We start from the raw sequence: 13326 nt of genomic DNA, 5'->3' as shown, positions 1-13326 counted from the left end.
GCCGATGAACCGACCCGCCCAAGCCGCTGCGTACGCAGCATCGACACCCACCGCCGCCCGTTCGTGGACCACCCGCCGCGACGAAAAGAACCGCCGCCTCGCCGCCATTGCACCTTGGCTCAAAGACGGCGTGCTGCCGCCGGAGCGCATCGTCGACGCGCTCGAAATGCTGATTCAGCCGGGCGATCGCGTCGCCCTCGAAGGCGACAACCAGAAGCAGGCTGATTTTCTCTCCCGCTCGTTCGCCAGGGTCGATCCGCAGAAAATTCACGATGTGCATCTGCTGATTTCGAGCATCGGCCGCCCTGAGCATCTGACGCTGTTCGAGCGTGGCATCGCGCATAAGGTCGACTTCTCGTTTGCCGGCCCGCAAAGCCTGCGGGTCGCGCAACTGCTCGAAGACGGCCAGCTGGAAATTGGTGCGATCTATACGTACGTGGAGTTGTACGCGCGCATGTTCGTGGATCTGACGCCGCACGTCGCGCTGCTGTGCGCTGAAAAGGCCGACCGGCACGGCAATCTGTACACCGGCGCGAATACCGAAGACACGCCCACCATCGCCGAGGCCGCGGCCTTCCGGCATGGCATCGTGATCGTGCAGGTCAACGAGATCGTCGACGAACTGCCGCGCGTCGACATTCCGGGTTCATGGGTCGACGTGGTCGTGCAGGCGGACCGGCCGTTCGCCGTCGAGCCGCTGTTCACGCGCGATCCGCGCCACATCGGCGATCTGCAGGTGCTGACCGCGATGATGGTGATCCGCGGCATCTACGAGCCCTACGGCGTGACGTCGCTGAATCACGGCATTGGCTTCGATACGGCCGCGATCGAATTGCTCTTGCCCACCTACGGCGAATCGCTCGGCCTGAAGGGCAAGATCTGCCGCAACTGGACGCTCAATCCGCATCCCACCATGATCCCCGCGATCGAATCGGGCTGGGTCGACAGCATCCATTGTTTCGGCAGCGAGGTCGGCATGGAGGCGTATATCGAGGCGCGTCCGGACGTGTTCTTCACCGGCAACGACGGCAGCCTGCGCTCGAACCGCGTGCTGTGCCAGCTGGCCGGGCAATACGGCGTCGATCTGTTCATCGGCTCGACCTTGCAGATCGATGCCGACGCCAATTCGTCGACGGTCACGCGCGGGCGTCTGGCCGGCTTCGGCGGGGCGCCGAACATGGGCCACGATCCGCGCGGCCGGCGTCATTCGAGCGAAGCGTGGCTCAAGCTGCTGCGCGATGAAGGTCCGGTGTCGCGTGGCCACAAGCTGGTCGTGCAGATGGCCGAGACCTACAAGAAAGGCGGCGAGCCGACCTTCGTCGATGAACTCGACGCCGTCGCGGTCGGCGCGAAAAGCGGCATGCCGATCGCGCCCGTGATGATCTACGGCGACGACGTCAGCCATGTGGTCACCGAGGAAGGCATCGCGCATCTGCATAAGGCCGAAGGCATCGACGAACGGCGCGCGGCGATCGCCGCCGTGGCCGGCGTGACGCCGATCGGGCTGCGCGCAAAGCCGGAGAAGACGGCGGAGTTGCGCCGGCGCGGCATCGTCGCGTATCCCGAGGATCTCGGCATCCGGCGTGGCGAGGCCAAGCGCTCGCTGCTGGCGGCACGCAGCATCGACGATCTGGTGACGTGGTCGGGCGGCCTGTACGAACCGCCGGCGCGCTTCAGGAGCTGGTGAGCATGACGCCCCCTGCCTTGCTCGCGCGAGAAGAAGCGCAGGCGCGCTGCGCTGACGCTGTGCGGCCGCTTTCGGACGCGCAACTCGCCCATTACGCCATCACCGCGCTGATCGACGAAGCCCAGCTCACGCCCAAGCCCGCGCTGGTCGACCGGCGCGGCAGCGGCGCGCATCGCGACCTCGATCTCGACACCATGCTGCGCTCGGCGCACGCGCTCGAGCCGACCTTCGCGGCGCTCGCCCGCGCGGCGCGCCGCCGCGTCGAACCGTCCGCGTTGCTGCGTACCGAACTCGCGCAGATCGGCCGCGCCGGCGAACTCGACATGCTGAACGCCACAGGCGGCAGCAACGCGCATCGCGGTGCGATCTGGATCGTCGGCCTGCTGGTCGCGGGGGCTGCGCTGCCCGCAGGCGCCATGCGTGCGAACGCAGCGCGGATCGGCACGCGCGCCGCGCAGATCGCCTGCTTCCCGGATCGCTTCGCCGCGCCTTCCGACAGTCACGGCGAACGCGCGCGCCAGCGCTACCAGGTCGGTGGCGCACGCCGCGAAGCGCAAGACGGCTTCCCGCATGTGATCGACGTGGGCCTGCCCGCGTTGCTCGCGGCGCGTCAGCGAGGCATCGACGAAAACGCCGCGCGCGTCGACGCCCTGCTCTCGATCATGGCCACGCTCGACGACACCTGCCTGCTGCATCGCGCGGGCTTGCCCGGTTTGCATGCCGGACAACACGGCGCGCAACGCGTGCTGGACGCGGGCGGCAGCTCGACGCCCGCGGGCCGCGCCGCGCTCGCCGCGCTCGAACACGACTTGCTGACGCTCAACGCATCGCCCGGCGGCGCAGCCGATCTGCTCGCCGCCACCCTCTTTCTCGACATGCTGGCGCATCACGACGCCGACAGGAGCCCCGACTCATGGAACATCTGACTTTCGACTATCCGGCCAAACGCGCCGTCAAGACCCGCGCGCATGTCGGCGTGGTGGGCTCGGGCGATCTGGAAGTGCTGCTCTCACCCGCCGATCCGGCTAGCGCGCTGTCGGCGCACGTAGTCGTGCGCACCAGCGTCGACGGCTACAGCCACATCTGGAAGAGCGTGTTCGACCGCTTTTTCACGCGCTACGACGGCGCCGCGCAAATCGAAATCAACGACTTCGGCGCGACGCCCGGTGTGGTGGCGTTGCGCCTCGCCGAAGCCGTCGAAGCCGCCGAACAGGGAGACGACGCATGAATACGCTTGCGACCGCTCAACCCGCGCCGATGTTGCGCGAGAGTTTCATCGAAATGCCGGCGCGCGAGCGCGCCCGCTCGCTGCTGGATGCGGGCACTTTCCGCGAACTGCTCGGCCCGTTCGACAAGATCGAATCGCCGTGGCTGCCGTTGCAAGGCGTGGTCTGCCAGGCGGATGACGGCTGCGTGATCGCGCGCGGCACCATCGACGGCGAGCCCGCCGTGGTCGCCGCGATCGAATCCGCGTTCCAGGGCGGCAGCATCGGCGAAGTGTCGGGCAGCAAGATCGCCGCGGCGCTCGAACTGGCCTTGCGCGACTGCGAACACGGCAAGATCGTGCGGCCGGTCGTGCTGTTCGAAACCGGCGGCGTGCGGCTTCAGGAAGCCAATCTCGGCCTCGCGGTGATCGCGGAGATTCAGGCGGCGATCGTCGCGTTGCGGCGGCATGTGCCGGTGGTCGGCGTGATCGCGGGCATGGTCGGCTGTTTTGGCGGCATGTCGCTGGCGGCCGCGTTGTGTTCGTACCTGGTCGTCACGAAGCAAGGGCGGCTCGGTATGAATGGACCCGAAGTGATCGAGCAGGAAGCCGGCATCGACGAACTCGACGCCAGCGACCGCCGCCGCGTGTGGCAGCTGATCGGCGGCGAACAGCGCGCGACGACGGCGCTCGCCGATCAACTGGTCGACGACGATGCCGACGCGGTGCGCGCCGCCGTGCGTTCCGCCTTCGAGCAAGGCGTGCCAGCCGCGCATCGCACCGAACAGGTCGACGTGTTCCTCGACCGGCTCGCGCGGATCGATCCCGCCAGCGTCACGCCCGAAAACATGCGTGACGTGTTCAACCGTCAAACGCAAAACGAATCGCGCAAGGAGCAAGCATGAGCGACGCACAACTTAGCCGCGGCGCGCGCTGGTTCCAGGCGCTGGCCGGTGGATCAATCACTCAGGCGCCTGTGTTGAGCGGCGACGCGCCGCTCGGCGGCGAGACCGCGCACTTCTTCTCGGTCGTGCCCGATCCCGCCAACCGCTTTCCGCGCGCGACCGGTAACGTGGTCGGCCTCGAACAGGGCTGGCGGCTCGCGCGCGCCGTGCGCGACGCCATTGCGCGTGACGAAGCGAGCGGCACGCGCCGCCCGATCGTCGCGATCGTCGACGTGAAAAGCCAGGCGTACGGCTATCGCGAGGAGATGCTCGGCATTCACCTCGCCTGCGCCGCGGCCGTCGACGCGTACGCCGCCGCGCGCGACGCGGGTCATCCGGTGATCGCGCTGATCGTCGGACCGGCCATGTCGGGCGCGTTCCTCGCGCACGGCTATCAAGGCAATCGCATCGTCGCGCTCGACGCGCCCGGCACGATGGTTCATGCGATGGGCAAAGAAGCCGCCGCGCGCGTGACGCGCCGCACGGTCGAAGCGCTCGATGCGCTCGGCGAAACCATCGTGCCGATGTCGTACTCGATGGCGTCGTTCGCCAAACTCGGCCTGCTCGATCAGTTGATCGATGGCGTCGATGCCGATGCGCCGGACGCCGCGCAGATCGAGCGCGTGCGCCAGGTGTTGAGCGAGCAGATTCGCAGCGTGCGCGACGATGGCCGCCGCAATCTCGCGCATCGGCTGGAATCGGCGACGGCGCAGAAGAATCGCGCGGCGTCGATCGAAGTGCGCCGGCGTCTCGCCGAACAATGGGACGCCGTGTGATGCAAGTGTGTGCCGCGCCGCCCTTTGCAATCGACCACGCGTCGTCGTGCGATGCGCGATGGCGGCCGCACGACTTGCTGCGTCTGCAACGCCTGCAAGCATTCGACAATGAACCGTCGTGGGTGCGCGAGGCTTTCGAACGCGCGCCGTATGCGGTCGTCCGGCGAGCGCTCGCGGCGGATGGGTTTGTCGCGATCGGTATGCGCGGTGTTGGGCGGTCGGAGCGTTACGGCACGTGGGCATCGTCGGCGGATGTGGTGAGCGCCGTGTCGCCGGAAGCTCTTTCACGCACACCGCTCGCCGGCCGTGATGCATTGCCCGCCTTTGCCGCACTCGCCGCATTGCAAAACGACGCGACCGGCCCGTTGAATGCATTGGTCTGGGGACCGACCGGCAGCGCTGGTTTCGAACTGGCGACATACGTGCCGACGGTCTCGGTATCGAGCGATCTCGATCTGCTCATCCGAGCGCACGACAAACCGCTCGCGCAAGACGTTGCGCGCGAATTGCTGAACTATCTGCAAGCGCTCGCGCAGTGCGTTGGCGTTCGCGTCGACGCGCAACTCGATACGCCAGCCGGCGGCGTGGCGCTGGCCGAATGGGCAGCGGGCAAACCGCGTGTGCTGGCCCGCCACGAGGGCGGCCCGCAACTGATCGCCGATCCGTGGGGCTCCGCGTCTCACGGCGACGACGCCTGATGCTAGCGCTGCTTTTCCCCGGCCAGGGCGCGCAGACCGATGGGTTCCTGCATCGTCTGCCGGAGCATCATGCGGTGCGCGACACGCTCGATGAAGCGTCCCAGGTGCTCGGCGTCGATGTGCTCACACTCGATACGCCGGACGCCTTGCGCTCGACCGTCGCCGTGCAAATCGGCTTGACGGTTGCGGGCGTGGCGCTTACGCGCGCGTTGGCCGGTGAACGGTTCATGCCGGAGATCAGCGCGGGCTTGTCGGTCGGCGCCTATCCAGCAGCCGTGAGTTGCGGCGCGATTCACTTCGAAGACGCACTGAAGATGGTGCGCCGCCGTGCCGAACTGATGGAGACCGCGTACCCGTCCGGCTACGGTCTTGCCGCAATCTCGGGTTTGACCGAGCATCAAGTGGAAACGCTCGCTGCGCGCCACGCCGATGAAGTCCATCAGCATGTCTATATCGGCAACGTGAACGCGCCGCGCCAGATTGTCGTAGCGGGTGCGAATGACGCACTGGACGCCTTCATCAAACGCGCGTTGGCCGCCGGCGCGCGCAAGGCCACTCGCCTCGCGGTGAGCGTGCCGTCGCATTGCGAATTGCTCGCGCAGGCCTCGGACGAACTGGTCGCCTACGCGCAGGACGTGCCCTTTCACACGCCGCAAAGCATCTATGTCGGCAATCGCGGCGGCCGTCCGTTGTATTCGGCGGACGCGATCCGCAATGACCTTGCCACCAATATCCGCTACACGGTGCGCTGGTTCGACGCGCTCACGGTCATGCAGGAAATGGGCGCGCACGTGCTGATCGAAGCGCCGCCGGGTCAGGTCTTGACCGACATTGCGCGCGAATACTTGCCGGAGACCGCCGCGCTCGCCGCCAGCACTTTCTCGTTCGATCGACTCGTGGCAACCGCGCGGCGGCGTCTCGACGCGCATTGAATGATATGCAGCATGCCTCAGCGTTTCTCGATCAACTGCCGCCCCATCGCCTTCGCATACTGATCGCACGCGTTACGCGCGACACGTGATGCCGCGAGCACGCCGACATCGGCATCGTCGCGGTAGTACATCGCGACGTCGATCGGCGGCGGCAGCGGACGCACCTGCAATTGCCCCAGTTCACCATTGCTCAGATAAGGCTCGACGAATAGCGCGGGCACCGCCGCGATTCCATAGCCGTCGCGCAGCAGTTTCACGATCACCGCGACCGACGGCATGCAAGTCACCTGAGTCTGCGCGAGCGGCACACCGGCGCGCTTGGCGAGCGCCTGCACGATCGCGTCGACGGCGACTTGCGGCGCGGTGCCACGGCCAAATGTCAACACGGGTTTGCTCAACACCGTCTGCACATGTTTCGCGCGGCTGGCCGGAATCAGATCGCTGCGCGCGATCCAGCGCACGGGATAGCTCGCCAATAAGGTCGACACGATCGACGCCTCATGCTCCGCGGTTTCTTCCACCTGAATCACCAGGTCCAGTTCGCCCGCCCGCAAACGCGGGCCGAGTATCGCGCTCGAATCGACCGTGAGGTCCACGACGATGCGGTTGTACTCGAGGTTCAGCATCCGGATGTAGTCCGGCAGCCAGCTGTGCACCACCGTCTCGATCACGCCGAGGCGCAAACGCGTCGCCACTTGCGTCTCGTCCTGCGCGGCCAGTTGCAGCGAACGCGTGGCCTGCACCACCGAGCGCGCATGCGCGAGCAGCCGCTCGCCATTCGCAGTGAGCTGAAATTCCGCGGCATCGCGCTCGATCAACTCGACGCCCAACTCCGCTTCGAGCGTCTTGATGCGCAGTGAAATCGCCGCGGGCGTCGCGTGCATGGCGGCGGCGGTCGCGCGAAAACTGCCCAGGCGGGCGAGCGTCAGAAACGTTTCGACAAAGCGGGTGTTCATGGCGGAGCTCTCTCAACATCGTCGGATGCACGCGATCATCGCCGTAAACGGGCCACGGCGCTGTTAAGTTTAATTTAACGAAACGCAATAAAAACTCGCTGGATGGATATTTTTGACGTTACTAATCTGGTTTGCATCGCTGAAGTGTTTCAGTCACGCGATCTACCTGGAGCCGAGCAGTCCATGTCCTACACGCCATCCGAGTTTCGTCAGCAGATACGAACCCGCCGTCTTTCCGGTCCCACTGCGGGCTATTGCGGCGACTATGCGCAAGCCAATCTCGCCATCCTGCCCAAACAGCACGCCGACGATTTCCTGCGCTTCTGCACGCTGAATCCGAAAGCGTGTCCGCTGCTGGGCATCGGTGAACCGGGCGACTGGCGCGTGCCCGCGCTCGGCGCAGATCTCGACATCCGCAACGACGTGCCTGCGTTTTACGTGTACCGGCATGGCGAGCGCGCCGAGGAAGTGCGCAGTCTCGACGAATTGTGGCGCGACGACCTGGTGGTGTTCGCGATCGGCTGCTCGTTTTCTTTCGAAGAGATGTTGCGGCGTGAAGGCATCGCACTGCGTCACATCGAACAGCAGGTCAACGTGCCGATGTATCGGACTCGCGAGCGCAACGTGGCGGCCGGCGTATTCGGCGGCAACCGCGTCGTGTCGATGCGGCCGATGAAAGCCGCCGACGCCATCCGCGCGATCCAGATCACCAGTCGCTTTCCCGCCGTGCACGGCGCGCCGGTTCATATCGGCGATCCGTCGCTGATCGGCATTCGCGATCTGGCGCGTCCCGATTTCGGCGACGCCGTCGAAGTACGCAGCGACGAGCTGCCTGTGTTCTGGGCTTGCGGCGTGACACCGCAAGCCGCCATTGAAAGTGCGCGTCTGCCGTTCGCGATCGCGCACAAGCCGGGGCACATGCTCGTCACCGATATTCCCAACACCACGCTAGCGGTGCTGTAGCCGCCGCGTTTGTGCCCTCACCCGCCGTGCGACGAGACGCGGCCAACGACGACCGGAGTACAAGCATGGAAACCGAAGCGCAGTTGACCGCCGACGCCGAGCATTATGGCGAGTCCGGTGCAGGACAAGGCCCGTTCGCGTGGTATCGGCAGATCTCCGCCAGCGAGAAGCGCGCCTTCTGGAGTTGCAAGATCGGCTACGTGCTCGACGCCATGGACACGCAGTTCCTGAGCTTCGTGATTCCGACGCTGATCGCGACGTGGGGCATCACGCGCGGCGACGCCGGTCTGATCGGCACCGTCACGCTGCTGAGTTCGGCGCTCGGCGGCTGGGCTGCCGGCGTGCTGTCGGATCGCATCGGCCGGGTGAAAACCTTGCAGATCACGATTCTCTGGTTCGCGGTCTTCACGCTGGCTTGCGCGCTGGCGCAGAATTTCTCGCAGTTGCTATGGGCGCGCGGGTTGATGGGTCTCGGCTTCGGCGGCGAGTGGACGGCGGGCGCGGTGCTGATCGGCGAAGTGATCCGCGCGCGCGATCGCGGCAAGGCGGTGGGACTCGTGCAGGCGGGCTGGGCGATCGGCTGGGGCATCTCGACGCTGCTCTTCATGGCCGTGTTCTCGCTGGTGCCCGCCGATTACGCGTGGCGCGTGCTGTTCGCGATCGGCATTGCGCCGGCGCCGTTCGTGATCTGGATCCGCCGCTTCGTCGACGAGCCCGAGGTGCATCGGCAGCAGAAAGCGGCGCAGGCCGCCACGCAAACGCGCGCTTCGCTGCTCGATATTTTTCGCGGCGAGATCGTCTGGACGACGTTGCGCGCGTCCGTGCTGGCAACCGGCGTGCAAGGCGGCTACTACGCAGTGACCACCTGGCTGCCGACGTATCTGAAAACCGAACGGCATCTGAGCGTGATCGGCACTGGCAGTTATCTTGGCGTGGTGATCGTCGGTTCGTATTGCGGCTATCTGACGGGCGCTTATGTCAGCGACAGAATCGGCCGCAAGCGCGCTTTCATCGCGTTCGCTCTGGCGTCGTGCGCGATTGCGCTGATCTACACGCAATTGCCGCTCGACAATCTCTCGATGCTCGTACTCGGTTTCCCGCTCGGCTTCTGCGCGTCCGGCATTTTCTCGGGCATGGGCGCGTTCCTCACCGAGCTGTTTCCCACGCGAATTCGCGGCTCCGGCCAAGGCTTCTGCTACAACTTCGGGCGAGCGGTCGGCGCGACGTTTCCGTTCCTGATCGGCTACGTGTCGCAAACCATGTCGCTCGGCCACGCGATCGGCGTGTTCGCTGCGGCGGCGTACGGCATAGTGATCCTCGCCGCACTAACGCTGCCGGAAACCAGAGGGCGGCAGCTCAGCGCGTGAGCCGCCGCAATGCGCATGTGTGTTCAAGCCTGCTCAGGCGCGCGTCCGATTACATGCGAGTCCGACGCCGCCGATCCGTCCGCGTGCCCGCGCTCGCGTCCCGCGGTCACGACCGCGCCGGTGCCGCCCGGACGGCCCACTGACTTCGCATGACGCTCGATCAGCCGTTGCAACAGACAGAACGCGCACAGCAAGGCGCCGATCACGATGCGGGTCCACCACGAACTGAGCGTGCCGTCGAACGTGATCAGCGCCTGGATCGTGCCGAGAATGCCGACGCCGAACAGCGAGCCGATCACATAGCCCACGCCGCCCGTCAGCAGCGTGCCGCCGATCACGGTCGCGGCGATCGCATCGAGCTCCATGCCCTGCCCTTGCAGGCCGTAGCCCGACAGCACATAGAACGTGAAGACCGCGCCGCCGAGCGCCGAACAGAAGCCGCTCAGCGCATACACGCCGATGCGCGTGTGCGCCACCGGCAAGCCCATCAGCAAAGCCGAGCGCGCGTTGCCGCCGATCGCGTAGACGTTGCGGCCGAAGCGCGTGAAATGCGCGACGTAGATCGCCGCCAGCAGCGCGACGAACGCGATCAGCACATTCGCCGTCACCGAGCCGACGCCGATGTCGAGACGGAACGCCGAGATCTTCTGGAAGGTCGGATCGGTGATGGTGATCGACTGCGTCGTGATCAGAAAGCACAGGCCACGCGCGAAGAACATGCCGGCCAGCGTAACGATAAAGGCCTGCAAGCGGAAGAAGTGAATCAACGCGCCCTGCACCGCGCCGAACACGGTGCCCATCAGCAGCACGGTCGGCAGGATCACCCAGACCGGCCAATGCAGATGTTCGGACAGCACCGCCTCGACGATGGTCGTCAGCGCGACGACCGACCCCACCGACAGGTCGATGCCGCCGGACACGATCACGAACGTCATGCCGATCGCCACGATCAGCAGGAACGCGTTGTCGACCAGCAGATCGAGCAGCACTTGCCACGAGAAGAAACCGGTGTACATCACCGAGCCGAATCCGAACAGCGCGCAGAACAGCAGGATGGTGACGGCGATCGGCAGCGTGCGCGGATCGACGATATGAGCCCAGGTTTCGAGGATGCGTCTCATCGCGCCACCCTCCGTTGCGTGACAAGCGACATACCGAGCGCGCGCGCCGACGGCGACTGGATCACACTCACCGCGAGCACGACGGCCGCCTTGACGACGAGCGTGGCTTCCGGCGGCACGCCGATCGAATAGGTGGTGTACGTGAGCGTCTGGATGATCAGCGCGCCCAGCACCGTGCCCGCGAGGCTGAAGCGGCCGCCGAGCAGAGACGTGCCGCCGAGCGTGACCGCGAGGATCGCATCGAGTTCGAGCAACAGGCCGGCGTTGTTGCCGTCGGCGCTGCGTACGTTCGAGCTGATGAGAATGCCCGCCATCGCCGCGGTCAGTCCCGAGAAGCCGTACACCGCGAAAACAAGCGCCTTGGAGCGCAAGCCGACCAGACGCGTGGCGACCGGATTGACGCCGATCGCGCGAATGAACAGCCCGAGCGCGGTGCCTTCGACGAGCGCGGCGGTCGCCAGCACCGCCACCGTGGCGATCCACACCGAACACGGCATGCCGAGCCAGTAGCCGCCGCCTACGAACAGATAGCCAGGCGCGCCGATCGGAATGATCTGCCCCGCCGTCAGCAATTGCGCGATGCCACGCCCGGCGACCATCAGGATCAAGGTGGCGATGATCGGCTGCATGCCGACGAAGGACACCAGCAAGCCGTTCCACATACCGCTCAACACGCCGACGATCAACGCCGCCAGCAGCGCCTGCGCAATCAGTCCGCTTGATGGTTCCGGCTGAGTCGCCAGGATCGTCGCCGCCGTGGCGCCCGCGATCGCCACCACCGCGCCGACCGAAATATCGATGCCGCGTGTCGCGATCACCAGCGTCATGCCGGTGGCGACGAGCACCAGCGGCGCGGCGCGATTCAGCACATCGATCGGCGCGCCGAACAGGTGGCCGTCGAGCATGCGCAGCGACAGGAAATGCGGATTGACCCACAGGTTCAGCCCGCACAACAACACCAGAGTGACGCACGGCCAGATCAACGGACGCTCGGCGCCGTCGCGCACGAACCAGTTCGATAGCTTCATTCGCCGCTCCCCGCGATGAGTCGATAGATATTGTCTTCGTTCGACGCTTTGCCCGCCACTTCGGCGATCTTGCGACGGTCGCGCAACACCGCCACGCGATGGCTGACGCGCAGCACCTCGCTAATCTCCGACGAAATGAACAGGATGCTCAACCCGCTCGCGCATAACGCCAGCAGCCGATCCATGATGTCGAACTTGGCCGCGACGTCGATGCCGCGCGTCGGTTCGTCGAGGATCAGCAGTTTGGGATCGGTGGCGAGCCAGCGCGCCAGCAGCGCTTTCTGCTGATTGCCGCCGGACAGCAGGCCGATCGGCTGGTCCGCATCCGCCGCCTTGATGCCGAGCCGCTCGATCCATAGATCGGCCAGTTCGCGCGCGCGTTGCCGGCTGATCTTGCGCCACCAGCCGCGGCGCGCCTGCAACGCCAGCAGGATGTTGTCGCGGATCGACAGTTCGGCGACGATGCCCTCTTTCTTGCGGTCTTCCGCGCAATAGCCGATGCCGTGGCGCACCGCGTCGCGCGGCGAACGCAGCCGCACTGGGCGCCCTTCAACCAGGATCGTGCCGCTGTCGGCACGGTCCGCGCCGAACAACAGGCGCGCGGTTTCCGTGCGGCCCGAACCGAGCAAACCGGCAAGGCCGAGGATCTGGCCTGGCTGCACGTCGAGGTCGATCGGCTGCATCGTGCCGCGCCGTCCGACGCCACGCAGTTCGACGAACGGCTGGACGGCCTGCGCGGCTTGCGGCCCTTCATGGGCTTCGTGCCCGTCATGCGCGGCTTCTCGCAAACGCGCGCTCATGCGCTCGTGGCCGACCATCTTCGACACGAGTTGATCGGCCGGCAGATCGCGCGCGAGATATTCGCCTTCGCGCTCGCCATTGCGCATTACCGTAATACGATCGGAAATCGCGTACGTCTGCTCGATGAAGTGCGTGACGAAGAGAATCGCAATGCCGGATTGCTTAAGATGCCGAAGTATTTTGAAAAGCTGGCTCACTTCGCCGTCATCGAGGCTCGAGGTCGGTTCATCGAGGATCAGGACGCGCGCGTCGACGGAAAGCGCTCGCGCGATGGCGACCATCTGCTGCACGGCGATCGGATAGGCGTCGAGCGAACGGGTGACGTCGAGTGTCACGTCGAGGCGCGCCAGCGCGGCCTGGGCGCGCCGCTTGATGTCGGGCCAGTCGATCGCGCCGAAGCGTCGCGGTTGCCGGCCCGCGAAAATGTTCTCTGCCACGGAGAGGTTCGGGCACAGGTTCACTTCCTGATACAGCGTGCGCACACCGGCCGCTTCGGCTTCCTGCGGCGAGGCGAACGCCACCACCTCGCCAGCGAGGCGGATCGTGCCGGCATCCGGCGCCAACACACCGGTGAGCACATTGATCAAAGTGGATTTGCCCGCGCCGTTCTGCCCCATCAGCGTATGAATCTCGCCGGGAAAGAGGCGGAAATCGACCCGCTGCAGCGCCTTCACGCCGGGGAATGTCTTGCTCACGCCGGCGGTGGCGAGAATGGGTTCGACGCTGTTCGTGGTGCCGTCGGCATGCATTGCAGCGGCGCCGGTGATGCCGATGGTTTGGACGTTGCCGGTGCCGCCAGTTGACGGATTCGGTTCGGAAGCGGGATGCGTCATAGGCCTCGCTCGATCG

At 66.0% G+C, this 13326-nt stretch carries 13 protein-coding genes; 9 read left to right on the top strand and 4 right to left on the bottom strand.

What is annotated here, in order from left to right; translation table 11 throughout:
- Positions 1-4 precede the first annotated feature (4 nt).
- From mdcA to mdcH, 7 genes are read left to right on the top strand one after another with little or no spacing between them, the layout of a single operon-like run.
- Positions 5-1687 (top strand): malonate decarboxylase subunit alpha, encoded by a 1683-nt coding sequence (gene mdcA / locus PQR54_RS35620; RefSeq protein ID WP_408254087.1) that lies wholly within the window; start codon positions 5-7, stop codon positions 1685-1687.
- A gap of 2 nt (positions 1688-1689) precedes the next feature.
- Positions 1690-2613 carry a triphosphoribosyl-dephospho-CoA synthase gene (locus PQR54_RS35615; RefSeq protein WP_408254084.1) on the top strand — a complete coding sequence of 308 codons (924 nt, stop codon included), beginning with the start codon at positions 1690-1692 and terminating at the stop codon, positions 2611-2613.
- Positions 2601-2915: a malonate decarboxylase subunit delta gene (locus PQR54_RS35610; protein WP_408254081.1), complete on the top strand. Its 315-nt coding sequence runs from the start codon at positions 2601-2603 to the stop codon at positions 2913-2915. Before PQR54_RS35615 ends, PQR54_RS35610 begins: the two co-directional genes overlap by 13 nt.
- Positions 2912-3796 carry a biotin-independent malonate decarboxylase subunit beta gene (locus PQR54_RS35605; protein ID WP_408254078.1) on the top strand — a complete coding sequence of 295 codons (885 nt, stop codon included), beginning with the start codon at positions 2912-2914 and terminating at the stop codon, positions 3794-3796. The genes PQR54_RS35610 and PQR54_RS35605 overlap by 4 nt, the downstream gene beginning before the upstream one ends.
- Positions 3793-4611 (top strand): biotin-independent malonate decarboxylase subunit gamma, encoded by an 819-nt coding sequence (gene mdcE, locus PQR54_RS35600; RefSeq protein WP_408254075.1) that lies wholly within the window; start codon positions 3793-3795, stop codon positions 4609-4611. Before PQR54_RS35605 ends, mdcE begins: the two co-directional genes overlap by 4 nt.
- On the top strand, positions 4611-5309 hold the full coding sequence (locus tag PQR54_RS35595; protein ID WP_408254072.1) for a malonate decarboxylase holo-ACP synthase: 699 nt from the start codon (positions 4611-4613) through the stop codon (positions 5307-5309). Before mdcE ends, PQR54_RS35595 begins: the two co-directional genes overlap by 1 nt.
- A complete protein-coding gene (gene mdcH, locus PQR54_RS35590; RefSeq protein ID WP_408254069.1) occupies positions 5309-6241 on the top strand; it encodes a malonate decarboxylase subunit epsilon in 933 nt (310 codons plus the stop codon). Before PQR54_RS35595 ends, mdcH begins: the two co-directional genes overlap by 1 nt.
- Positions 6242-6258: 17 nt before the next feature.
- On the opposite strand, the gene PQR54_RS35585 is transcribed toward mdcH, so the two are convergent.
- On the bottom strand, positions 6259-7197 hold the full coding sequence (locus PQR54_RS35585) for a LysR family transcriptional regulator (protein ID WP_408254067.1): 939 nt from the start codon (positions 7195-7197) through the stop codon (positions 6259-6261).
- Positions 7198-7380: 183 nt separating this feature from the next.
- Here PQR54_RS35585 and PQR54_RS35580 point away from each other — a divergent pair, with 183 nt between their 5' ends.
- Both PQR54_RS35580 and PQR54_RS35575 read left to right on the top strand, forming a co-directional pair.
- Positions 7381-8160 carry a putative hydro-lyase gene (locus PQR54_RS35580; RefSeq protein WP_408254065.1) on the top strand — a complete coding sequence of 260 codons (780 nt, stop codon included), beginning with the start codon at positions 7381-7383 and terminating at the stop codon, positions 8158-8160.
- Between the two features lie 65 nt (positions 8161-8225).
- A complete protein-coding gene (locus tag PQR54_RS35575) occupies positions 8226-9527 on the top strand; it encodes an MFS transporter (RefSeq protein ID WP_408254062.1) in 1302 nt (433 codons plus the stop codon).
- Positions 9528-9550: 23 nt separating this feature from the next.
- Here PQR54_RS35575 and yjfF read toward each other — a convergent pair whose 3' ends face one another.
- From yjfF to PQR54_RS35560, 3 genes are read right to left on the bottom strand one after another with little or no spacing between them, the layout of a single operon-like run.
- Positions 9551-10648: a galactofuranose ABC transporter, permease protein YjfF gene (gene yjfF, locus PQR54_RS35570; RefSeq protein WP_408254059.1), complete on the bottom strand. Its 1098-nt coding sequence runs from the start codon at positions 10646-10648 to the stop codon at positions 9551-9553.
- Complete coding sequence (locus PQR54_RS35565) at positions 10645-11676, bottom strand: ABC transporter permease (RefSeq protein ID WP_408254056.1); 1032 nt, start codon at positions 11674-11676, stop codon at positions 10645-10647. The genes yjfF and PQR54_RS35565 overlap by 4 nt, the downstream gene beginning before the upstream one ends.
- Positions 11673-13310: a sugar ABC transporter ATP-binding protein gene (locus PQR54_RS35560; protein WP_408254053.1), complete on the bottom strand. Its 1638-nt coding sequence runs from the start codon at positions 13308-13310 to the stop codon at positions 11673-11675. Before PQR54_RS35560 ends, PQR54_RS35565 begins: the two co-directional genes overlap by 4 nt.
- Positions 13311-13326 lie beyond the last annotated feature (16 nt).

The sequence above is a fragment of the Paraburkholderia phytofirmans genome (assembly GCF_046028095.1).
GTDB classification, from domain to species: domain Bacteria; phylum Pseudomonadota; class Gammaproteobacteria; order Burkholderiales; family Burkholderiaceae; genus Paraburkholderia; species Paraburkholderia phytofirmans_A.
Note: the sequence above shows the minus strand (reverse complement) of the source record. Positions and strands in the feature narration are given on the sequence as shown.